At 52.4% G+C, this 23117-nt stretch carries 23 protein-coding genes; 19 read left to right on the forward strand and 4 right to left on the reverse strand.

The window, feature by feature from the left end:
* Nucleotides 1-45 precede the first annotated feature (45 nt).
* Complete coding sequence (locus tag ACOQPU_RS12100; RefSeq protein WP_420645368.1) at nucleotides 46-1392, forward strand: proton-conducting transporter membrane subunit; 1347 nt, start codon at nucleotides 46-48, stop codon at nucleotides 1390-1392.
* Here ACOQPU_RS12100 and ACOQPU_RS12105 read toward each other — a convergent pair.
* The 4 genes from ACOQPU_RS12105 to ACOQPU_RS12120 form a co-directional block, all read right to left on the reverse strand.
* Nucleotides 1376-1897 carry a ClbS/DfsB family four-helix bundle protein gene (locus ACOQPU_RS12105; RefSeq protein ID WP_420645369.1) on the reverse strand — a complete coding sequence of 174 codons (522 nt, stop codon included), beginning with the start codon at nucleotides 1895-1897 and terminating at the stop codon, nucleotides 1376-1378. The genes ACOQPU_RS12100 and ACOQPU_RS12105 overlap by 17 nt on opposite strands.
* A 16-nt stretch (nucleotides 1898-1913) precedes the next feature.
* The gene (locus ACOQPU_RS12110; protein WP_420645370.1) at nucleotides 1914-2306 is read right to left on the reverse strand and encodes an SCP2 sterol-binding domain-containing protein; all 393 of its coding nucleotides are present in this window, start codon (nucleotides 2304-2306) and stop codon (nucleotides 1914-1916) included.
* Between the two features lie 19 nt (nucleotides 2307-2325).
* Entirely contained in the window at nucleotides 2326-3003 is a 678-nt protein-coding gene (locus tag ACOQPU_RS12115) for a hypothetical protein (RefSeq protein WP_420645371.1), read from the reverse strand.
* A gap of 85 nt (nucleotides 3004-3088) precedes the next feature.
* A complete protein-coding gene (locus ACOQPU_RS12120) occupies nucleotides 3089-5299 on the reverse strand; it encodes a serine carboxypeptidase (protein WP_420645372.1) in 2211 nt (736 codons plus the stop codon).
* A gap of 347 nt (nucleotides 5300-5646) precedes the next feature.
* Here ACOQPU_RS12120 and ACOQPU_RS12125 point away from each other — a divergent pair, with 347 nt between their 5' ends.
* The 18 genes from ACOQPU_RS12125 (at nucleotide 5647) to ACOQPU_RS12210 (ending at nucleotide 23074) form a co-directional block, all read left to right on the forward strand.
* Complete coding sequence (locus ACOQPU_RS12125; protein WP_420645373.1) at nucleotides 5647-6468, forward strand: ABC transporter ATP-binding protein; 822 nt, start codon at nucleotides 5647-5649, stop codon at nucleotides 6466-6468.
* A 1-nt stretch (nucleotide 6469) separates the two neighbouring features.
* A complete protein-coding gene (locus tag ACOQPU_RS12130; RefSeq protein ID WP_420645374.1) occupies nucleotides 6470-7237 on the forward strand; it encodes an ABC transporter permease in 768 nt (255 codons plus the stop codon).
* A 20-nt stretch (nucleotides 7238-7257) separates the two neighbouring features.
* Nucleotides 7258-7419 carry a hypothetical protein gene (locus tag ACOQPU_RS12135; RefSeq protein ID WP_420645375.1) on the forward strand — a complete coding sequence of 54 codons (162 nt, stop codon included), beginning with the start codon at nucleotides 7258-7260 and terminating at the stop codon, nucleotides 7417-7419.
* Between the two features lie 63 nt (nucleotides 7420-7482).
* Entirely contained in the window at nucleotides 7483-8103 is a 621-nt protein-coding gene (locus tag ACOQPU_RS12140; protein ID WP_420645376.1) for a hypothetical protein, read from the forward strand.
* Between the two features lie 197 nt (nucleotides 8104-8300).
* Nucleotides 8301-8894 (forward strand): hypothetical protein, encoded by a 594-nt coding sequence (locus ACOQPU_RS12145; protein WP_420645377.1) that lies wholly within the window; start codon nucleotides 8301-8303, stop codon nucleotides 8892-8894.
* Nucleotides 8895-8994: 100 nt separating this feature from the next.
* Nucleotides 8995-9729, forward strand: coding sequence for a CPBP family intramembrane glutamic endopeptidase (locus tag ACOQPU_RS12150; protein ID WP_420645378.1), 735 nt, complete (start codon nucleotides 8995-8997; stop codon nucleotides 9727-9729).
* 197 nt (nucleotides 9730-9926) lie between these two features.
* The gene (locus tag ACOQPU_RS12155) at nucleotides 9927-11099 is read left to right on the forward strand and encodes a serine hydrolase domain-containing protein (protein WP_420645379.1); all 1173 of its coding nucleotides are present in this window, start codon (nucleotides 9927-9929) and stop codon (nucleotides 11097-11099) included.
* Between the two features lie 4 nt (nucleotides 11100-11103).
* Complete coding sequence (locus ACOQPU_RS12160; protein ID WP_420645380.1) at nucleotides 11104-11958, forward strand: hypothetical protein; 855 nt, start codon at nucleotides 11104-11106, stop codon at nucleotides 11956-11958.
* Between the two features lie 32 nt (nucleotides 11959-11990).
* Nucleotides 11991-12557 (forward strand): pentapeptide repeat-containing protein, encoded by a 567-nt coding sequence (locus ACOQPU_RS12165; RefSeq protein ID WP_420645381.1) that lies wholly within the window; start codon nucleotides 11991-11993, stop codon nucleotides 12555-12557.
* Nucleotides 12558-12620: 63 nt separating this feature from the next.
* Nucleotides 12621-13640: a zinc-binding dehydrogenase gene (locus ACOQPU_RS12170; protein ID WP_420645382.1), complete on the forward strand. Its 1020-nt coding sequence runs from the start codon at nucleotides 12621-12623 to the stop codon at nucleotides 13638-13640.
* A gap of 127 nt (nucleotides 13641-13767) precedes the next feature.
* Nucleotides 13768-14034 carry a 2TM domain-containing protein gene (locus ACOQPU_RS12175; protein WP_420645383.1) on the forward strand — a complete coding sequence of 89 codons (267 nt, stop codon included), beginning with the start codon at nucleotides 13768-13770 and terminating at the stop codon, nucleotides 14032-14034.
* Nucleotides 14035-14053: 19 nt separating this feature from the next.
* On the forward strand, nucleotides 14054-14467 hold the full coding sequence (locus tag ACOQPU_RS12180) for a flavodoxin family protein (protein ID WP_420645384.1): 414 nt from the start codon (nucleotides 14054-14056) through the stop codon (nucleotides 14465-14467).
* Nucleotides 14468-14658: 191 nt separating this feature from the next.
* Nucleotides 14659-15966 carry a hypothetical protein gene (locus tag ACOQPU_RS12185; protein WP_420645385.1) on the forward strand — a complete coding sequence of 436 codons (1308 nt, stop codon included), beginning with the start codon at nucleotides 14659-14661 and terminating at the stop codon, nucleotides 15964-15966.
* Between the two features lie 35 nt (nucleotides 15967-16001).
* Entirely contained in the window at nucleotides 16002-16460 is a 459-nt protein-coding gene (locus ACOQPU_RS12190; protein ID WP_420645386.1) for an ester cyclase, read from the forward strand.
* On the forward strand, nucleotides 16457-17887 hold the full coding sequence (locus ACOQPU_RS12195) for an MFS transporter (protein ID WP_420645387.1): 1431 nt from the start codon (nucleotides 16457-16459) through the stop codon (nucleotides 17885-17887). Before ACOQPU_RS12190 ends, ACOQPU_RS12195 begins: the two co-directional genes overlap by 4 nt.
* 64 nt (nucleotides 17888-17951) lie before the next feature.
* Nucleotides 17952-20705, forward strand: coding sequence for a LuxR C-terminal-related transcriptional regulator (locus tag ACOQPU_RS12200; protein ID WP_420645388.1), 2754 nt, complete (start codon nucleotides 17952-17954; stop codon nucleotides 20703-20705).
* Nucleotides 20706-20826: 121 nt separating this feature from the next.
* On the forward strand, nucleotides 20827-22626 hold the full coding sequence (locus ACOQPU_RS12205; protein WP_420645389.1) for a serine hydrolase domain-containing protein: 1800 nt from the start codon (nucleotides 20827-20829) through the stop codon (nucleotides 22624-22626).
* A 10-nt stretch (nucleotides 22627-22636) separates the two neighbouring features.
* Entirely contained in the window at nucleotides 22637-23074 is a 438-nt protein-coding gene (locus ACOQPU_RS12210) for an META domain-containing protein (RefSeq protein ID WP_420645390.1), read from the forward strand.
* Nucleotides 23075-23117: the final 43 nt, after the last annotated feature.

The following is a 23117-nucleotide window of genomic DNA, read 5'->3' on the forward strand; positions in this document are numbered from 1 at the left end:
AAGGAGATCAGAGATTGCGGGCTTATCATCTCTAGTTTCCAAACCATGACCACTCTGCAAACACTCCTTTTTACGCCTCTCATTGCCGCGCTGGTGGTTCGCCTGCTGGCGCGCCAGCCGCAGTTGATGGCGGCAGCAGGTGCCCTAACCAGCGGCGTTTTGTGGCTGTGGCTGCGAACGGTGTCGGTGTTGGAAACGGCCGTTGTCTTTTGGGGCCAGCCCATGCTCCTCACATCACAAAACCAAACCTTGCTACTGCTCATGCTGGCTGGGTTATTTATTTTATTTGGGCTGGCTATCATATTTCCCTCGGGCGATTGGTTTGTAGCGGGCGGATTGATTGGCTTTGCCTTTTTGGCTGCTAGCTTGCTGGCGGTTACTTTTTCTGTAGCGATGGTGCTCGTTTTGCTGGCAGCGGGTGCGCTGGCACTTACCGTGCAGTCGGGCCGCGCAGGCTCGGTACGCGGGAGCTTTCGTTATTTGCTGGCCGTATTGCTCGCCATGCCCCTACTGCTCATTGCCGATTGGCAGCTTACGGCGCAGCCCACTAATTGGCTGCTGCCGTCTGGTGAGCTGGCCGGGCTGGCCACCCTGCTGCTGCTGGCTGGTTTTCCCTTTCACGTCTGGCTGCAAGCTGTCGCCAACGAAGCCGAGCCACTGCCTTTGGTGCTGGTGGTGGGCTGGGCACCCATCGTGCCGCTGGCACTGCTGTTTCAACAGCTCACTATCCATCCCAATTTGGTAGATACAACGTTCCGGCAGCTCATTATGTTAAGCAGTGGGCTAACGCTGCTGGTGGCGGGGGTGTTGGCAGTGACGGCCGTTCACCTGCGGCGAGTCATTGGCAACATTTTGCTGCTGGATATGGCCCTCACAATTTTGGCGTTTTTGCTGCCAGAGCAAATTGGCTGGGAAACGGCCGTTACCCTGCAAATTGGGCGGTTTGGGAGCTTGCTGCTAGTAGCTGGCGGCTGGTTGCTGCTCAGGCGGCATCAACCGCAGTTCCCAACAGATCGATTGCCTGCTGGGTTGGGGCGGCTCTCACCGTTCAGCTTGGCACTATTTGGTGTGGGGCTGTTCTCGCTGCTGGGACTGCCGTTTACGTTGGGATTTGCGGGGCATTGGCAACTGTTAACGGCCGTTGGCAATCTTGCTCAAAGTGGAAATCTTCCCTGGTGGCTGCCAGCAGTGGCGTTGCTGGGTCTGGGGATAGGTGCGGCGGGTACGTTGCGCTTGCTTGCAACCCTTCTGGCCAAACCAGATGAAGAGCATAATCAAACGATAATCACCGATCCGCTTTGGCTGCAAATCATGGTGGGGTTGGCTCTAGCGGCCGTTTTGTGGCTGGCCCTTTCCTCCCCAAACTTGTTCGACCTCACGCTCCCCGGATAATTGCCTCGATCCAGGGCATGTGCTCCTGATAATGCTCATACGAATCGCCAATAATATAGCTTAAAACCGGGCTGCCACCGTCGCCTGAAAATGGCGGTACAAAACGCTCATAAGGCAGCTGCAAACCGGCATTATCAAGCGGCTCCATCGCTGTTACCAGACGCTCATGGGCAGCCAGCAGCCAACTGCGTGCCTCTACCGCAGAAAGGTGGCGATGCTGCACCGCGATCGCTTCATTTATCCGATCAAAATCCCCACTTTCACCAAGCTCGGCAGAAATACCCATCGCATCCCAACGATCTTTGCGGCTTAGCAAGGCAGCGATGCCGTCGGCCCAAACGGCCATATGGACAATATGATCGCGTGCATTCCAGCCAACTGTGTCCGTTGGCTCCATCAGCTGCTCTGCAGAAAATTGATTGAGGAAGGCTGAAAATTTGGTTAGGCCATCATTCATCCGGGTGATGAATTCACTCTTAGTCGGTTGATTAGTTGTATCACTCATTTTGCGTTACCTGCCGTTATTGTTCTGCATAAACGGATGGGTAAATTTTTTGAGCATGATAAAACAGGTCGGCCAGGGCCATTACTTTCCAAACGGGGCCTTTGGGCTTCACTTTTTTGCTGCCGACGGCTTTGGTGAGGCTAAGCTGGCCTAGCAAAATTTGGTGAAGCGCATCACCCGTGACGTCTACATCGAGGTCAGGTTTGTGGCTGTTGGCACGGCCGTATTCAATTTGCAACGGCCGTTGCTTTGCATTAATCACCAAAGCCGCATCTGGCCTGGACACATTGAAACGAATACACAACTTTGCCTTTAGCAATGACTCAGTTGCCTGCGGCAAATCTGCCTCAACGCGATTAAATAAGTTTTCCAAATATCCGTAAAGCTGCGCTTCGTCTTGATAAGCCATCTGCAATTACCTGACCGCTCTAGTCTTCATCTGTTTCCCCGGTTAACTTTTGCTTGAGCTGTTCTGCCTGAAACTGGACAGAGTAGTTGATCATATACCACATCCCCTTCCATGTTTCCGGGTCCATTAAGTCTTCGCGGGTGGCTCCTTGCAGACTATCCATAATGCCTTTGGCGACGTCGGGCGTAAAGCGATCTACATTGGTTTTGACAAAATTCAGCATCGTATCTGGCTGGAGCGGTTTAGGCAGTTGCTCATTCATCTTTTCGCGCAGTTGGCTGGCCTGGAAGCGGGCCGAGTAGCTGAGCATGTAAGCCATCCCTTTCCACGTTTCGATGTCCATCAAATCTTCGCGGGTCATGCCCTCAAAGTTTTGCAGAATACCTAGCTGCATTTCTGGCGTAAACTGGCTCAGATTTTGGCGCAAATAGGTCAACAGACCGAGGGGGTTGTACGGGGAGGCACTGTCGGCGGGAACGGCCGTTTTCAAATCTGCTACCAGTTCATCCAGCTCCGCTAGCAGCTCCTTTTTCCGGGTCAACAGTTCTGCTTCGGCTTCGCTCACAGCAGGCACAGCGGCTGGCTGGGCCAACTTTTGGTGTACATGGCAGTAGTCAGAACCTTCTGATGCCGAATTTTTGCACGGATTGCCAGCCTTGGTGGTGGCGGCACAGCGGGTTGAGGGTTGTTCGCTCATAAAAAGTCTCCTGATTTTGGTGGCTGGTAGTTAGTTGCTAGTTGCTGGTAGTTGGTGACTAGCCACTAGACACCAACCACTACTTCTACTTTTTACGCCAAAAGAAGAGTGCCGCAGCGGCCGCCAAAGCCGCAGCCCCGGCACTAGCCACAACGGTGGTGGTACGGCCGTTGCCACCCCGCTTTGCTCTTCCTCGTCCACCCTTTACCGGCAGTGCAGCCGCAGCCTGCCGCTGTACGTCCGCCAGCTTGGCTGGATCGTTACGCAATTCATCTGCCAGGGCGCGCTTCTTCGCCAAATCTTCATCCGTCAGGAAATGATCGTGGCTGCGAATGCCAGACAGTTCCAAACCATGCTTTTTATAGAGACGGTAAATCTCTTTCACGCGCTCGATTTCAATGTTGCGGCCGAGGGTATAATCTTCAAAACGGCCGTCTAATGCCAGCAGAGCCGTTTCTGCTAAACAAGCATAAGCCACGCCAGGCGGTAAGCCGATGTCCATCCCAAAATCTGGTTCGCCCGGCAATAAAATCTCTCCAGATTCGATCACCAACACGTCTGGACGCAACGCTGCTTCCTCTTCGGTAATGTCCGGCGGACGGGCAATGTCGCAAATAACGGCCCCCGGCTTGCATTTTGTTATGTCAATAATGCGCGTGTTCAAAGCCGTTGTCGTCGTCACGATAAGATCGCAATCGCCGACGTAATCATCTGCTGTGGTACTTAGGGTAACCTTGGCCCCCGGCGTTTCATCTTCGATGGTTTGCTTAAGCGCAATGAGTTTTTCCGGTCGTGGCGCAACCAGCACGATGTTAGGCACCGCTTGGGCCAGCAAGCGAGAACAAACGGAGCCGATTGAGCCAGTGGCGCCAATCACCATCACTTTGCCTTGGTGGGCGTCGTCCAGACTGTTACCCATCTTCACGACCGCCTGCTTGGCCGTTTCCAAGGTGGCCGCCACAGTCAGGCTATTGCCAGAGGTGATGGCAATATCTGCTTTTTGGGCCACCGTAATGCCAGCGTCCCCCACCACAGAGGTAAATGCGCCTAATCCCATCAGGCGCGCCCCATACCGCTCTGCCATGCGCGAGGCGCGGATAAGGCGACGGTAAACAAACCCTGGGTCGCGCCGCATCAGCTCGCGCGGCGTGCCCCCAATGAACATCATATACCCTTCAATTTTTTGGCCGGTCGTGGGGCTTTCAATGCCGGTAATGCGGCTGCCGTACATGGGGGGCAGATACGCCGCCACACGCTCCACCAGCCGCTCAGGCAGATAGCGCGTCCAGCGGAATTTTGGATGCGTGTAAATAAAGCGTGGCGATAGGGGGTGGATAACAAAGGCAAATTTATTGATGCCTGCCTCTTCTGGCTGCAAATATTTAATGCCAGGCTTCCAGTTCATCTGAGCCATCAGGTTGAGGTAGGTGTTTTCGGTAAGGGCAGCATCACTGTCTGGACGTAAAGCAACGAGGATCGCTTCAAAAACGGCCGCTTCCAAATGAGCCAGTTCCCGATCAACTGGGGGCATCGTGGTAACAATCGCCGAAACACCCCGATCCCGCAAATCAGCCACATCTTCTTCTGTCACAGCCTCGGTCACAACAACTTTCCGCTTAAGCTGCGGTGGCCCGTACCGACGAATCCCGGCTACGTTTCCCGCCAAAATATCTGCCCATTCAAACAGCTTGGGGCTGCGCGGCCGTACAGACTCACCGGCTTTAGGGAACAACCGCCGGAACGGGTAGGCACGTAGCTGATTCAAAGTAGGTTCGGCAACGCGGGGCAATGTCTCAGAATTACCCACGCCGGGCACAGGCGGCAAGGCAAAATAAACAATGGGATCTGCATAGCGCACCGCTTCCGTGTATTGGCTTAACGCCATCGCAAGGCCTCCATGATTCAGACCAGGTGCCATCAGCACCCGCTTGCGAGACCAAATGCCAGGCTCGGCCTCGGCGGCCAGACGTACGGCCCAACGCTCCATCGCGGCGCGCACACCTGCCCCATCTACAACTGGCGTTTGCTGGGCAGCCTCAAAGAGCGGCGCGGCGGCGGGATGCTGGACGCGTGCTTTGCCCAGGCGCAAAGTTTTGGCAACACCAGTCAGTGCAATGGCCGCAACCTGACCATCTTGCGCCTCAATTTGTGCTGCCATTTTGTCCAAATCACCATCACAACCTATATGATGAATGTGAACTGTACTGCCTAACAGCTCTACTTGTTCTTCAGTTTGCTCTGTACCATGATAATGCAGCACAGCAATTTTGGGATTCAAGCCAGCCTGCTCCGCCATTGGGCACACTCCTTTTTCTTTGCTTGTACCAAATCATATTTAGCCCAAGGCTCTATGATTTGGTTTGTAGTTCCTGGATGTCGTTAATTTTTGGTGGTTCTTGATTATACTCACTTTGCCACAATTTTCAGATTCTCCTTTGGTGTGCCAGTTTTTTGCAAATTCTTTGTGTGCCCTCCCCCAAACACGATGAATCCCTGTGACCTTCCCATCCCAAATAATCCCCTGGATCACACTTTCGGGGTATGACAGTAATACCCCCTCGCCAATATCCTACAGGTAGAAAGCTACCCGAACCAGCCTGGCCCTTCTGCTCTCTGCGTCACTTTAAAAAGGAGTCTATTCAAATGCAGCTACAAGAAGAAGTTATCCATGCTCAGCCTATAAAAGGTAAACAAAAAATTGAAACCGTTGAAACATTCGCGGCACAAAATGAAATTGTTATCAACGGTCTGGTGAAGAAGTATGGGGACGTTACGGCCGTAAACAATCTCAACCTAAATATCCACAAGGGTGAAATGTTTGGCTTCCTAGGGCCAAACGGCGCAGGCAAAACAACAACGATTAGTATGCTGTGTGGCCTGTTGAAGCCGACCGCCGGATCAGCGCAAATTGCTGGGCATGACATTGCCAGGGAACCCCAAAAAGTAAAAGCGCAGATTGGTGTTTGTCCGCAGGAAGCGGCCGTTTTCAAATTCCTCACCGGAATGGAAAACCTCATCCTCTTTGGCAACCTGCACGGCATGAACCCACAGCTCATCAAGGAACGTGCGGCCGAGCTGGTTAATCAGGCAGATTTTGCCGATGCCGCCCGCCGCAAGGCCAAGGGGTACAGCGGCGGGATGATGCGCCAGTTGAACCTGCTCATCGCCCTGATCAGCGATCCAGAAATTGTCTTTTTGGATGAGCCAACTGTGGGCATGGATGCCCGTGCCCGCCGCCGCACCTGGGAACGTATCGCCTCACTCAAAGACGAAGGGAAAACCGTCATTCTGACAACCCATTACATCGAAGAAGCCGAGACGTTGAGTGACCGGGTGGGCATTATTGATTATGGCGAATTGATTGCCCTCGATACCCCCAAGGCACTCATGGAAGAACATCAAGTTGACGATCTGGAAGGTGTCTTTCTCAAGATTACAGGCCGCCGGATCGCGGAGGGAATGTAAGATGAATCTGCAAACGATGCGAGCATTGGTTGTTGTTGAATTGAAGAAGCTGTACCGCGACCCGATGACCCTGGGTATCTTGCTGCTCATGCCGGTTGGGCTAACTTTAGTCTTTTATCTGGCACTTGGCGACATAAGAAACGATTACTATGGCTATGCCTCGGAAATGAGCCACTTTGACTATTTGCTGCCGGGTGCGATGGGGTATGCCATCATTTATATGGGCATGATCGTCGCTCTGGCACTGGTTGAATACCGCAAATCTGGCTTGCTGAAGCGCGTCCAGGCGACCCCCGTTTCTCCCACCGTTTACCTGGGCAGCCACATCATTGCCAACATGATCATTGCCACCGTCCAGGGTTTGATCGTCTTGTTAGTGGCTCTGCTGTTGGGATTTGAACCGCTTGGCGGCCTGGCTGGTTTGCTGCTGGCGGCCTTGTTCCTGGCACTGTTAGCGATTTCGGCCGTTGGCTTGGGGCTGATTACAGCCTCTGTCTCCAAAGATACGGGCGCAGCAGGCGGGCTTTCGGTGATATTCATTGTGCCCATGATGATGTTTGGTGCGCTGCTGGCCGTCTTCAACGAAACGACCCGCAACATTGCTCGCTTCATGCCCAACTATTACGTTTCCGACTCACTCTCTGTCATCTTCCACACGGGGAGCCTCTCTGATCCTGTTGTCTGGCAAAACCTGTTGATTCTAGCCGGGATCAGTCTGGTCATCGTCATCGCCGGGATGCAGCTTTTTAAGCGAACGGTCTACCAGTAAGGGTTCGTTCACAAAGAACTTTGTTTAGAACCCCTATCGTTGTTTTCATTGCCGTCCTGTTAAAAGATGTGCAGTTTGCACCCTCGCCAAAATTTAGCCTGGCGGCACTGAACATCGTGCCGGTCTGCTTCATTGTGGCCGCGCTCATTCGCCGCATTCTCGTCGTGTCGCGGGTATTGTAAATAAATGTCGTAGGGCAATGGCGTGCGAGCAATGGCACACCATTGCCCTACTGGGAGGGGGAGATGAAGAAGATTCTCTGTTTTGGCTATTTGTTCATACTTCTGCTGATTCAGGCTTGTGGTGGCAGTGATGGGGCGGCGGCAACGGCCGTTCCCCCCAGTGCCACGCCTCCGGTAGTTGCCACGGCAACGCCAACGCAGGCTGTGGCAACACCGACTGCACCCATGCCCATACCTACCCCGCCGCTGCCTGTCGATACGCCGCCACCGGGCTTCAAAGTGTATGAGGATACGGCCGTTGGCGTGACGCTCTTCATCCCGGATAGCTGGATCGTCTCTTATGAAGACCCCGGCCGACTTGTCATCCTGCAATCCTATCCTGAGGACAAATACGTGGGGGGTGAAGGTTTGCAACCGGGCGATACCAAGTGTGATTTAAGTTTTTGGCCGGATACGAGCGCAGCCAATTTGCTACAGCAGTGGACGTCTGATCCCAATGCGGCCGTTATTTCTAAGCAAGCGGTCACCCTGGCGTTGGGCCAACCGGGTACACGCCTAGAGATAGAAAATCGGGGACGTTCGCTGTCGTTGATTACGGAAATCAATGAGCAGGCGGTGACACTGGTTTGCTTTGGCGAGTTTGCTCAGTTTGATGATGTGGCCTTGACGCTTCAGGCGAAATGAGTGTCGTTCATTGGAGATTGCGGCTTTTACCGACATAGAAAATGTCCCGGCGCAGCGGATGATGGCGTCATTGGGCTTCCAGCGAGAAGGAGTGTTGGGATGGTCCTTCGTCAAGGAATTATTGAAGTGTCAGCACAGCTAAAAAGGCGTAGAGAAATGGGCACCTGCATCGAATTAGATAGAAGGAATGAAATCTGATGTTGAAAAAAATCTTAACCTTCATCCAGTACAAAACCAGTTGGCTGACGATTCTTGGTCTGCTGGCGATTACCTGCCTGATGATGTTCATCATGAACGGCACCAAATTGCCATTCAGCAACCCGACCATCGTCGAGCATTCTGGGGGATTGCCGATCCTGGATTTGCGAGACGCCTTTTCACCGGATGATGCTTACGAGCTGTTTGCGGCGCTGGGGACGGAAGGCCGCCAAGCCTATCTTATCCTTCACCTTGTGCCAGATATGATTTTTCCGATCGGCTATGCATTGACATTTGCCTTTCTTAGTGCCTGGTTTTTAGTGCGCCTGCTGCCCTTAGATCATCGCCTACAGTGGCTCAGCCTGATCCCGTTTATCTCTGGCCTGGCTGACGTGCTAGAAAACCTAAGCCTGGTGATTTGCAACCTGGCGTACCCCGGTCGGATTGATTGGCTAGTGCAGTTTGCCCACCTGTTGACCAAGGTCAAGTTCGGCTTGCTGCCCATCGGGTTGGTTTTCCTGCTCATCATTGTAGCGGTGTGGCTCATCCAGAAAAGACCTACAAGCAACGTGCCAAAGGAAAGATGGGTATAGACTTCAAAATTTGGAGAAAGAAATGGTAGCTATAAGAGAAGGGGTTTCAGGAACTCTTGATCATGACATTCCTCAGTATAAGTTATGGCAGATCCTCTTTATGTTTTCTTGGCCGGCAGTTTGGTTTTCCTTCCTGATCTACATTGTGGGACGGCCGTTCATCCCTGAGGGTGGCGTGACGCCGACCTGGGTGTTGCTAGCTGTCATCGTGCTGGGCCCCGGGGCGGAACTGGTTGTCGGGCTGCTTTTGCTCAGACGGGAGGGGTACGCGTTGACCGTCGCCGCCCTGCGTGACCGTATTCGTTGGCAGTGGCCTAAGGGCTGGCGGGCATGGTTAATCGCATTGGCGGTTTTGGTCGCAGGGATGGTACTGAGCATGATGATGGGCGGGGCCAACCGAGCATTAGCCTCAGTCCCAGGTTTTGTGCCCCCTGATTGGTGGCCCGCAGCGAGCAATCCCACTGTCCAGATTTCCGGTGTAGCAGAGGCATTCCCAGATGTGGCACTACAGGGAAACTGGCTTTTCGTGCTGTTGTACTTTGTGATTGGGCTGGTTTTCAATATCTTTGGCGAGGAACTCTACTATCGGGGGTTCTTGATGCCCAAGATGCGGGGCGTTTTCGGCCGTTGGGATTGGGTGGCAAACGGGGTTTTGTTCACGTTGAAGCATGTCTATCAGCGTTGGTTATTCCCGGGCATATTGGTTAGCGGGCTAGGCTTCGCGTTCGCTTTTGGACCGCTGGGCAGCCTGCCGCTAGCAATGATCTTCCACTGGATCGGGAACTTCCTGTTCCATATGATCTTTCTGGTATTGGCCGCATTTGGGCTAGGCTAACTAGCGACTTAGTCGTTACCAACTACCCCTTGAATAACACCTTCGGGGTATGACGTTAATACCCTCTGACACATATGCTAAGAATACAAGCTCGGTAATTCTGGGTAGTTGTAGAGGCGTTGATATTGAATGAGTTCATCATCCCAGCATTTGCCCAGCATTTGAAAGAAGAAAAGGTTTTTATTGTGGAGGGGAAAATGGACGAAAAAGAGAGATGTTTGAGGGGCAAACGGCCGTTTACAGCGATGCAAATAATCGGCGTTTTTTTAATCATATTCACGCTGGTCGGCTGCGGTGGCCCATCGGCGGAGGAACTTGAAGCCATTGACTACACGCCGCTGCCCGGCGGCGACTGGGAACTCTCCACACCAGAAGAAGAGGGGGTTGATCCGCTGCTGGTGGCAGAGATGTATCATGATGCGGCCGAATTAGAGACGCTCTATGGGCTGCTGGTGGTCAAGAACGGCCGTCTCATCGCCGAAGGGTACTTCAATGAAGGCTCGATTGACGAGCAGTTCGACCGAGCCTCGGCCACGAAGAGTTTTACCTCCGCCCTGGTGGGCATCGCCCTGGAGCAGGGCTGTCTGTCCAGCGTGGACCAAAAAATGATTGATTTCTTCCCGGAATATGCCGATCAAATAACGGACCCGCGTAAGGCGGAAATTACGATCAGGGATTTGCTCCAGATGCGCGGCGGCTACCCGGACGAGGAGTACACGCCCCCTTACATGGAGATTTTATATTGGAGCGATAACTGGCATCACGTGCCCCACTTGGTCGATTTTCCGCTCACCAGCGATCCCAGAACTGAGTTCCAATACAGCAATCTAACCTCCCATCTGCTGGCGGTGGTCGTGGCGCGAGCCTGTGATACTGACCTCATGTCATTTAGCCAAGAGTATCTCTTTACACCGCTGGGCGGCAAAGTAGGCGATTGGTATCCCGATGCCGATAACTACCACCTCGGCGGCATGGGCATCTTCGTTTCGGCGCGTGATATGGCCAAATTTGGCCAATGCTTCCTCAATGGTGGTCAATATGATGACCAGCAGGTGATTACGGCCGATTGGGTGAACGACTCGCTGCAAAGCTATTCGGCAAATATCAGGCGGGGCGGCTCGAACAGCTACGGCTCTTTTCGTGATATCGGCTATGGCTATCAATGGTGGTCGGGCCGCGTGGGGGGTCACGATTTTAACTATGCGGCAGGGCACGGCGGCAACTACATCATCCTGCTGCACGATCTAGACATGGTGATTGTGACAACGGCCGATCCCATGCACGGCGTGTTCGGCAGCGAATCGTGGCAGCACGAAGGGGCGATTAATAATCTGGTGGCTGATTTCGTCGCTTCGCTGCCGGAGCAGTGATGGCGTGCAGGAGGGGAAGCTCAAGCCAATTGTAGCCGCACGCGCCCATGCGCTGCTGGAGTGCGGCGGCTATGCAGGCAAGGCCGTTCTCGTTACCAAAAAGGGAGAAAAAATGAATGGTTCACAGATGATGAAACAGGAAAAAGATGTGTTACGTTGGGGAGGATTGTCTGGCATGTTGGGATCTGTTTTGCTCATTGCCGCGATGGCAATCGTCATCACGATGATGCCACCCGACCCGGCAACATGGGAAGAATGGGTTACCAGGTTCGCGGACATCAAAACGACACGAATTTTAGAAAACACCGTCTACATAATGGGTGTCATCTTTTGGGTGCCAGCCTTCCTTGCCCTGTATTACGCCCTCCGCAGAACCAACCTCGCATTTACCCTCTTCGGTAGCGTTCTGGGCATTCTCGGTCTTGCCATTCTTATGGTTGGTGCGCTGCCCCATATCGGCGTCATGCCATTGGCTGACATTTATTACGCAGCCGAGACAACGGTGGCGGATAAGGCCACGCTGGGGCTGATGTGGCAAGGAAGCCAGGCAATACATGAATCATCGCTGGCTGTAGGCATTCTGGTCGTGCCGATTGCTATGCTGTTTCTGAGCATCGCCATGTTTGGCTCCCCTACCTTTGGCAAAGGTTTTGCTGCAATCAGCCTACTGCTGGGGATTGCTGGCACCATTGGCGCGGTTGGCAACATCATCACGCTCTCAGAAATCGGCGCGATCCCCGTTTTTGCCATCATCATCTTCAATTTCGTGGTGGGGTGGAAACTGTTCAGTCTGTCGAAGATGGCTGGGGCGATAACGCAACCAATAGAGAGTGCAATGCCAGAGTTGAGAACAGGTTGATAGTTGGTATCAAATGAAAAGGAGAATGAAAAATGGAAACTGAAACAATGAAGAAGTTTGAATCTCGTGAAGAAATTCTGGAAAGCCTCCAAGAAAAGCGTGATTTGGCAGGCGCAGATTTGAGTGGACTGGATTTGTCGGGCATTAAGCTGATGGGACTAAATCTAAAGGGAGCTGACCTGCACGACAGCAATCTCGCTCATGCGACGCTGGCTTTTGCCGACATGGCCGACATCAATTTGGCAAATGCACAGCTTGAGGAAGCACGGATCGGGGGTGCCAACTTGCGTAACGCTAACCTGCGGGGTGTAGATATGACCGGTGCAAAGGTAACGGCCGTTGACATGCACGAGGCTGATTTGACTGGGGCAGATCTCAGTGAGAGCCGTCTCATCGCGGTAGACGTGACTGGCGCCGACTTCACCGATGCCAAAACGGCGAATGCCACTGCATTGGTTGAATGGAAAGATGCCAAGGTGCAGCCTGCTGATTTGCCGGAGGCTGTCGCGCCGCCGCGTTGGTTGCCCTTCGTATTTGCGGGCATCATCGGTTTGGGTCTGTTCCTCATCCTGCGGCGTCGTAAGAAACGAGTGGCCTAATTCACCTGAGAAGACACCCATACGCAGGCCGCACCACCATGAATGAAAAAAAGGAAGAGTACGATGACAAAATTACAAATGCCTGAGGAGATGACGGCCGTTGTATTAGATTCATTTTCCGGTGTTGAAGCACTCCGGGTTGAACAACGCCCGGTACCAAAGCCGGGCAAAGACGAAGTTTTGGTCAAAGTTGCCGCCTCACCCATCAATCCCTCAGATTTGGCCTACCTGGACGGCAATTACGGGTTCAAAAACCAACCTCCGGTCGTTCCCGGAGGGGAAGGTTCGGGGACGGTTGTTGCCGTTGGGCCGGGCATGGCGGGGCGTTATTTCCTGGGCAAACGGGTTGCCTGTTTGAGTCAGGGGAACGGGAGCGGCATGTGGGCAGAGTATGTGGTGACGACGGCGAAGGGCGGCGCCTTGCCCTTACATGACGGGGTGAGTCTGGAGCAAGGAGCCATGTCTATGGTCAATCCACTGACAGCCTGCGCTTTTTTGGAAATTGCCAAAAAGGGCGGGCACAAAACCATTGTACTAACGGCCGCAGCCAGCTCCCTCGGCCAAATGGTCAACCGTTTGGCTCGCAGCGAAGGCGTGCAGGTCATCAATGTTGTTCGTCGTGATGCACAAGTGGCGCTTCTCAAAGAACAAGGCGCAGCCATCGTTTTGAACAGCAGCGAGGATGATTTCGACCAACAACTCCATGATGCCTGCCACCAGGCGGATGCCCACCTGGCCTTTGATGCCGTTGCCGGGCCGATGACGCGACGACTCCTGGACGCGCTGCCAGAACATAGCAAAGTTACTGTGTACAGCTGCCTTTCCTATGAAGCACCACAGATGGGACCCGATCATCTAATCTTTGAAGACAAGACGTTAAATGGCTTCTGGTTGGGGCCGTGGATCAACAAGATGAATTTAATTCAAATTCTGATGCTATGGCGGCGCGCCCAAAAGCTGATGGCAACAGAGCTAAAAAGCAAAATCCGCGCCCAATATCCGTTCCAGGAAGCCAAACAAGCTGTTCAGGACTATTTGGACCAAATGACGGGCGGGAAAATATTGCTCAGACCAAACCAATAATTTTTAAGAGGACAACACGCGCCACGGCGCACCTCGAAGGTGTGAAAACCAACCTCCCGGAGGTTCTGTCCAATAGAGCGTTTCGGGTGAAAACCTCCGGGAGGTTTATTCATACAGGAGAAAACTAATGCAAAATCAGGAAGCCTACCAGAGAGCTAAAAAAAGAGTAGAAGAAAAGGTCAGATTTTACCGTCATCTAACAATTTACATCGCTGTTTCTGTTTTGCTCATGCTCATAAATTTCAGCACGTCCACCGAATACCTTTGGTTCATATGGCCGCTCATGGGATGGGGCTTTGCAGTACTGCTTCATGCTTTGCGGGTCTTCGGTTTTGCTGGTGAATCAACTATTACAGAACAGATGATTGAGAAAGAAATGGAGAAAGGAGCTTGACAGACAAGGAGATATTCAGATGAATATTGCGATAGTCTATGACAGCAGTACTGGCACCACCGCCAGGGCGGCAGAGGCAATGGGCAAAGCTTTGGAAGCACAGGGTCACCAGTGTCGCGTCCAATCAATATCTTTGGCTGACCCGGCCGAGGTGTCGGAAGCTGATCTCATTTGCATCGGGAGTTGGGTGAAGGGTTTGTTCATCATTCGGCAACATCCCACAGAAGGAACGATGCAGTTCATTGAGCGGCTGGGAGACCTAGCAGGCAAGAATGCCGTCGTCTTTTGTACCTACAAGTTGGCCATCGGCTCAACATTGCACCAAATGGCAAAGGCAATGGAGGAAGCAGGGGCGACAGTCGTCGAGCAGCTCAAGTATCGCGGCTCCGAACCAAACAGCAACTTCGCATCGTTTGCTGCATCCTTAACCTGAGAGCCTGTTCTTGGATATGAAGAAATTGGAAAACTATACACATAGGACTGGCAGTCCTCTGAAAATCGCATGGTTTTGCTTTGTTATGGTTAAGGACTGCCAGTCCTGATATGAAGTTGGAAAGAGTAATGAGGTTTGAATAGCTGCTGGTTGAAAGCTGACAGCCAAACACAACCCAAGGAGTGAGCAAAATGAGCCATTTACGATTGCACAAAACAGTAAGGCTAATCGTTTTGATGAGTCTGTTGTTATTTATGTTTGTGCCCTCGGCCATGGCATTTGAAGGGCGCGGCGACGACAATATAACCATTGAAGCGGGCGAAGTGGTTGAGGATGATTTATATGTGGCTGCGAATAACTTTGTCCTCGACGGCACGATCAAAGGGGATTTAGTTGTTGCCGCTGCGGAGATTGTTATTAACGGCACGATTGAAGGGGATTTGTTGGCGGGTGGCCAATTTGTAGAGATTAACGGCATTGTCACCGACGATGCTCGCATTGGGGCGACGGCGATTGATTTGGGTGAAGGGGCAGAAATTGGTGGTGATTTGATTGCTGCCGGTTACAGTTTGCACGGTAAATCTGGCAGCTTGGTGAGCAATGACCTGGTTTTTGCCGGTTTTCAAGCACTTCTGGGAGGGGATGTAAATGAAGATGTGTGGATAGGCGTAAATAGCTTGCAGGTTAACGGCCGTATCGCTGGCAACATGACCGCAGAAGTTGGCGGTGAAGACTCAGCTCCCCCAGTGAATCCTTACCAATTTACGCCAGGCGCACCATCCATGCCCGTTGTTCCCTCAGGGCTAACGGTAGACGACGCTGCCAAAATTGGAGGGGACTTCACCTATCGCTCACCCCAATCATTTGACATTCCCTCTGGCGCAGTTGAGGGTGATGTTGATTTCACCCGCGAAGCTGTGAGCGTAGACGTTGACGGGCAGCCAAGTGCAGCAAATAGTATCTGGCGGCACGTGCGACGGTTTATTACCCTGGTGCTGATAGGCACGCTACTTATCTGGCAGGCGCCTAACTTCGTTACAAGTCTCAGCGAACAACTAAGGGAAAAGCCTGTACCCAGCCTGGGTTGGGGTGCGCTCGTCTACTTTGGTGTGCCTGTGATCATTGTCGTCCTGATTGTAGCCGCCATCTTGCTGGCTCTTTTGCTAGGTGCGCTCCAGTTTGGCAATTTGAGTAGTGCAGTCATTTTCATCTTGCTGGCAGCTGTCCTTGCCTTCATGGTGGCCTTCGTGCTGGTGCTGCTCTATCTCACCAAAATCATTGTCGGCTATTTTGTTGGCCAGCAAATATTGCAGCGAGTAAGCCCCACACTAGCCGACACGCCATATTGGTCGCTTCTGTTGGGTTTATTGCTGGTTGTGATTGTGATTGCGATTCCCTGGTTGGGTGGTCTGGTGAACTGGATCATTGCTATTATGGGCGTCGGTGCCCTTTGGCTTCTGTGGCGCAGCGGCAAGGTTCCAGCAGAAAAGATCGCTTAGAGCATATTGCCCTTGCTTAACAAATGGAAAGGCAAATGAAAAGTGAAACTTCAATAAACAATCCCTCTGCCTTCGAGGTTGTTTCACAGTTTGTGGCTGCCCTGTCGGCACAAGATATTGAAACCATGAAATCTCTGCATGTAAAGGATTACGTGGTGGATTGGGTTTACGGTGATGCTTTCGAGAACCCGCCCAGCTCGGCAGTAGAAAGTGCCGCGTTCTTCCCAGCCTGGTTTGCTGGTTTCAGTGAGATAGATTACGAAGTGAAGCGTACGATTTCCGCCGAAGAAGTCGTCGTCACGGAGTGGGTCTTCACTGGCACGCACACAGGGCCTTTGGGTCCGCCAGTTTTTGAGGAACGGCTCGATCCAACGGGGAGAACGATTCAGTTTAGGGGGGTGACCATTTATGACGTGCGTGGGGGCCTCATTCAACGGGAGACCATTTACATGGACCTGGCCACATTGCTTGTGGAGCTGGGAGCAAGGGTATGAATCGGCCCAGAAACCACACCCACATGGGGAAAATCGTGCAGGCGACAACGGTGTCAACGCCCGGCCTAAATCCTCGCCGCGCCCGGAGCATCATCATCCTGTTGGCGATTTGTACGGCCCTCCAAATGACCAGCTATGGGATGATCTTCCCTCTCTTTGCCCGAAAGATCGGGGATTTTGGCGACAGCGTAGCAGTCCTGGCAACGAGCGTGATGGCTTATTCGCTGGCGGGGGTGATTGCGGCGCCGTTTATGGGGTCGCTGGCCGATCGTTTTGGCAGACGGCCGTTAATCCTTGGTTCATTTGCAGTTTTTACGGTCGCTTTCACTGGCTATTACCTAGCGGCCACTTCATTGGTGTTCATTGTTATTCGCGGCCTGGCCGGGGCGCTGACGGCGGGGCTGGGGCCAGCGACAATGGGGCTTGTCGCCGATATTGCACCCGAAGATGAGCGTGCCCGTTGGATCGGCGTCATCGGTGGCGGCACGTCAGCCGGTTTCATCGTTGGGCCGGTTGTGGGCGGTTTGCTCTACGACAAGTGGGGCTACGGCCCGCCCTTCCTGGCCTCAATTGGCCTGGCTCTTCTCACGCTCCTAATCACTTTTTTCGCTATCCCTGAAACCCACACCAGGGAGGAAAGGCGTCGAGAAACCCTCATCCAGAAGCGAGCCGCAAGATTGGTACCTGAGACGGGAACGGCCGCTTCGACTTCGCTCAGTGGAAGCGTCTCTTTCATGGCTTCGCTGCCACAGCCACTGTTGGCTTTTGGCACCCTGCTCTTCATTAACTTAAGCATGATCTTTGCCTGGTTCTTCATCGATCCGCAACTGCCATTTTACGTCTTTGACGAATTAGGCTGGTCCACGGCGCAGTTTGGCGCGGCGATCAGTTTTTATGGCTGGGCCACGCTGATTGGTAGTCTGGTGCTGGGTCAATCCAGTGACCGGTTGGGGCGTAAACCAATCCTCATCATCGGCCTCATTTTGCATTCTGCTCAGTATGTTGGGCTGATGTTTACAAATATTTACTGGATGATTATTGCGGCCTTCATCATCGCCGGGTTTGGCGAAGCCTTGGTGAATCCGGCCTTAAGTGCCGCTTACCTAGACATCACTCCAGAAGAACACCGCTCGCGGGCGATGGGCATTAAGGCGGCCATCGGATCTTTGGGCAGCTTATTGGCACCTGCTCTGGTAATCATCATCATTCGTTATGTGCCGCCGCAGACTGTTTTCTCTATCTCTGCGGCATTGATCTTGTTCACCGCGCTGATGGTTTTCATTGCCTTACGGCTGCCAGGTCGCACCGAGGCAGCCCGCGATTTGGCGTGGGAGGCTTCTCAAGAACGGGTCATGGCTGCTCAATCCGCTTTGCACAATGTGACGGTCAGTGCAGCAACGGCTCGTAAATTGAAAAGCGCGGCTTGATTTGGAGAGACGGCCAAGCCTTGAAGGTTGACGAACGACCTATGTTTTCGGTTATAATGCCTTTATGGCCACTTCTGTTTTGGTCACTAAACTCTTCATTCCAGCAACCCGCCCGGAACTTGTTCCCCGTCCTCGCTTAATTTCGCGATTGAATTCAGGGCTGCACCGCAAATTAACCCTCGTTTCCGCCCCGGCTGGCTTTGGCAAAACGACACTGGTAACAGAGTGGTTGCAACAGTTGCAGGCGACTGCCAATACAGGCGAAGCTATCCCAAACGTCAATCAAACAGCCTGGTTTTCTCTTGATGAGGAGGATAATGATCCCACGCGGTTTATAACCTATTTGGTCGCTGCGTTGAACCGGAGTGTGGACAATGAAGCTCCTTTTGGCAAAGGGGTGCTGGAGATGCTGCAATCTTCGCAGCCCACGGTCTCGCAAACGATTCTAACAACCTTGATCAACGAAATTGCCGTGATTGACAGTAAGGTAATTTTAGTTCTTGATGATTACCATCTAATTGATGCAGAGCCGATCCATGGGGCATTGGCGTTCTTACTGGAGAATTTGCCACCCCAGATGCATTTGGTGATTGCCACCCGGGAAGACCCTCCTTTATCACTTTCCCGACTTCGCGCGCGTGATCACTTGACAGAGCTTCGGGCGGCCGATTTGCGATTTTCTTCTTCTGAAGCGGCCGTTTTCCTCAATCAAGCAATGGGACTGAACCTTACCCCGGAGGAGATCGCCGCCTTGGAGGTACGCACGGAAGGCTGGATTGCCGGGCTGCAATTGGCGGCACTTTCACTCCAAGGTCGTACTGATAAAACACGGTTGATTGAATCATTTACCGGCAGCAATCGCCTGGTGTTGGATTATCTCATTGAAGAAGTGCTAAACCAGCAGCCTGAGGAGATACAGCAGTTCTTGTTGCAAACGGCCGTTCTGGATAGACTCACCGGCTCTTTGTGTGATGCGCTCACTGGTCGGGATAACGGCCAGGAAACCCTACAACTCCTTGAAAGTGCCAATCTGTTTATCATCCCCCTGGATGCGGAGCGACGTTGGTATCGTTACCATCATCTGCTGGCCGATTTGCTGCGGCAGCGGCTACGGCAGACCCAGCATGGTGAGAGGCAACGGCTGCATCGTCAAGCCAGTGCGTGGTATGTGCAGAACAGCCTGGTGGATCAGGCGATTGAACATGCACTGCAAGCGCAAGAGTATGCCCGGGTAACACAGCTACTCAAAGATCACGTCGACGAGCTTTGGCGGCGTGGGGGACATGCCAAATTGCGTCGCTTTTTGGCCGCCCTGCCAGAAGAATGGATTTTTGCCGAGCCGACCATTTGTATCTTCCATGCCTGGTATCTGTTTGCCGGTGGCCACCAGGAGGCAGCCGAACAGGTGCTTCAGGCGGCTGAACAAACACTTACGCAGTTAAAATCAGAACGGCCGTTACCGGCATCTCAGCAACAGAAGCTGCTGGGGCGCGTCGCTGCCATTCGTGCCTTTATGGCCTCATTTCGTGGTGATATGTCCGAAATTATTGCGCAGGCGCGCCGGGCACTTGACCATCTGCCCAAAAATGATTTGACCTGGCGCAGCAGTGCCGCGATTACGTTGGGCGATGCACATGGCTTTCAAGGCGATATGACTGCCGCCTACGAGGCGCGATTTGCCGCAGCGCAAGCGTGCCAGGCCTCTGGTGACAACTACTTCTTCATGATCGCTAACCTGAAGCTGGCGATTACGCTGCGTGCGCAGGGCAAACTGCATCCAACCATCGAGATGTGCCAGCAGCAGCTCGCATTGGCTAATGAAAAAGGGTGGTCGCAGTCGCCTGTGGTTGGTTGGTGCCTGGCGGTTTGGAGTGAGGTGCTGGCCGAATTAAATGATCTGGATAAGGCCCTGCAACAAGCTCAAACAGCGACTGAACTGGTTGAAGCAGGCATTGATTTAGCCATTCGAGGTTGGACCTACCATTGTCTCATTCGAGTCTTGTTTTCTCGGCAAGAACTGGCCGAAGCAGAAGCACTTATCCACAAGATGATAGAGGCTGATCGCGACCTGGATGTGCCCCCGTGGATTATGCATCAAATGGAAATGTGGCAAGTACGACTGTGGCTGGCGCAAAACAATCTAACGGCCGCTTCCCAATGGGCGGCAGCTCATGAACCCATTAGCAAAAACAGTTCGCAGCTCACCGTCGACTTTTTTACACTTAATAAACAGGTTTCCCTGGCACGCGTTAAGCTGGCGCAGGGACGGTTGGCGGAAACAGCCACATTATTACAGCAGATAGCTCCTCTTGCAGAAGCCAGCGGACGGGTAACGGCCGTCATTGAAATTTTGCTACTGCAAGCCTTAACCGCTCAAGCGGCGGGCAACTTGCCTCAGGCGATGGTGCCACTGGAAAAAGCGTGTGCCATCGCTGAGCCAAATGGCTTCGTACGCATTTTTATCGATCAAGGCCAGCCAATGCGCAGCTTGCTTCTCGAAGCCCTAAAATACGATTTTGCCCCAAACTATATGCAACATTTGCTGGCCGCGCTCTCATCAAACGAACCGTTGGCAGTTCAACCCGTTTTCTCTCCTGTAAATCAGGCTGAATTTATCGAGCCTTTGAGCGAACGCGAATGTGAAGTGCTGCAATGTATTTCCTCAGGTCTGTCTAATCGGGAAATTGCCAATCAGCTTTACCTCTCCCTTAACACCGTCAAGGTGCACACCCGCAATATTTACAGCAAACTCGATGTCCACAGCCGCATCCAGGCTGTTTCCAAGGCGAAAGATTTAGGATTCTTGCCCCCCGCTTGAATTGCAAATACCTCCCAAATAATACCTCCGGGGTATGACGATAATACTGCCATTTCGCTATCCTTTGAACATACGTTTTCCTGCGTTGGAATGATGCAGGGGAAAATTGTGGAGGATAAAAATGAAAACAGGCTTGCGAGCGGTAGTCATTATTCTTGTCGTATTGGCTATTCTGTTTGGCATTGTGATATTCTGGAGTGCAGTGCCTGCTTTGGTGAAAGTTCTGCTAGCGATCATCGGCTTGTTCGCCACCTTGTATGGCGGCCTGACCGCGTGGGCATTTATTCCAACCAGGAAATTCGAGCCGGTTGTCTATAACCCCATCCAACCTGATTATTGGCCCACAGATGGCTTCCGCACATCCACACCTGAAGCACAGGGGATGGATTCAGCAAAGCTGCTGGAAATCTTCGATTTTTATGAAGCGGCACATGCCAAAGACCCAGGCGTGACCATTGATTCTATTGCCATTATTCGCAATGGCTATCTGGTGGCAGACATCTACTTTAATCCGCTGTTCCCCAGAGATAGTGCACACGTGATTCACTCCTGCACCAAAAGCATCATGTCAGCGTTAATCGGCATTGCCGTTGAACAAGGGTATATCGAAAGTGTTTATGTTCCGATAATTGAATTCTTCAAGGAAAAACAACAAGCCATTCGGGATCCAAAAATGGCTCAAATCACCCTGGAAGACTTACTGAGCATGAAAACGGGTATCCGCAGCCGCGACTCCTTTCTCTACCAATGGAAAGGAATATTTGAGATGCAGGCCACGGAGGATTGGGTAGCGCATATTTTGAGCTTACCTGTTGATGCTGAGCCTGGCGTTCGGTTTGATTACAGCAACTTGAGTTCCTTCATGCTCTCGGCAATCATCCATAAAGCAACTGGCATGGATACGCTGACCTATGCTCGGCAAAACCTGTTTGATCCCTTGGGCATCCGTGAAGTTCGCTGGGAGCGCAGTCCCCAGAACATTTACATTGGTTATGCGCGCATGTGGCTAAAACCACAGGACATGGCCAAATTGGGGCTGCTTTATTTGCAACAAGGTCAATGGAATGGAGAGCAGATTGTTCCTGCCGCTTGGGTCAAGAACTCTGTTACGCCTCACGCCTTTCCCAAGAATTATGTTGAACTTCTTGACGCCGAAGGGAAATTTGACCAAGCAACGACCAGAAGAAATTGGGCATCGGCCAATTTTGTTCGGGCATTTGCCGATGGTTATGGGTATCAGTGGTGGCTGGATAAGTCTGGCAGCTATGCTGCTGTTGGTGTGGCTGGCCAGTACATCATGGTTTCGCCTGCACACAATCTTGTTGTCGCGGTCACTAGCTCAGCCAGTGGCGCCGGGGTCTTCTTCCCCAAGAAGATACTGGAAAAATATATTTTACCAGCCGTCAAGTCGAATAGTGTCCTGCCTGCCAATCCACCTGCCCAGCAAGCACTTTCTGAGAAATCCGGCCCGCCACCACTGAAACAAACGCCGCAAGCCGTTCCGCCGCTGCCAACTGTCGCCCTGCAAATCTCTGGCAAAACCTATGCTTTGGAGAAGAACAACTGGAACTATGATAATTTCAGGCTTGTTTTTGATGAAGCTAGCGATCAGGCCGAGTTTAGCTATACGGCGCGGGTAGAGGATACGGCCGTCTTCAAGGTAGGTTTAGATGGCGTGTATCGCTTTACAGAGACCAAGATTGGCTGCATGGCGGCAATGGGCAAATGGACGGCCGCCGATATGTTTGAGCTGACCTGCCACCAAATTGGATACACAGCACCTGCACAATTTATTTTGACCTTCAAGCAAGATGAAATTGATGTGACTGAAGTGGGCCAAACGGGATCATTTACCTATTCAGGCAAGATGCAGCAGTTAAACACAGAAGGCAGTTTGCGAAAGCACTCTACGTTATCGTAAGGAAACTAAAATGAACAACAAAGTTAGAGGGTTACACATCAGTTATTGGGCGGGTGTCATTTGCGTGATCTTTCTAACCGCTTGCGCGGGTGCAAACCGGGACAATGTTGCCCAACTTGAAGGCAAAACCTGGACGCTGACAGCCTATGACAACAGCCAACCTATTGCCGGACATCAACCAACCATTCTTTTTGAAGATGGCGAAATTTCAGGGAGTACAGGTTGCAACCATTACGGCGGCACCTACCAAAGCGAGAATGATACCATCCAATTTGAGCAGATTTTCAGCACCGAAATGGCCTGCCTGGAACCTGTGGAGTTAATGGAACAAGAGCGGCTCTATCTTGAGGCGTTGACGATGGTGAGCCGTTATGAATTGGAAAATGAAATATTGACTTTTTTTTCGGATTCCAATTCTCTTTTGACCTTTGAAATAAAGGGGGGTTAATCCATTCGGGCAGAATTGACGCCAGAGTTCTTCGATCTCTCAA

It is taken from the genome of Candidatus Leptofilum sp. (assembly GCF_965223285.1).
Lineage (GTDB): Bacteria > Chloroflexota > Anaerolineae > Promineifilales > Promineifilaceae > Leptofilum.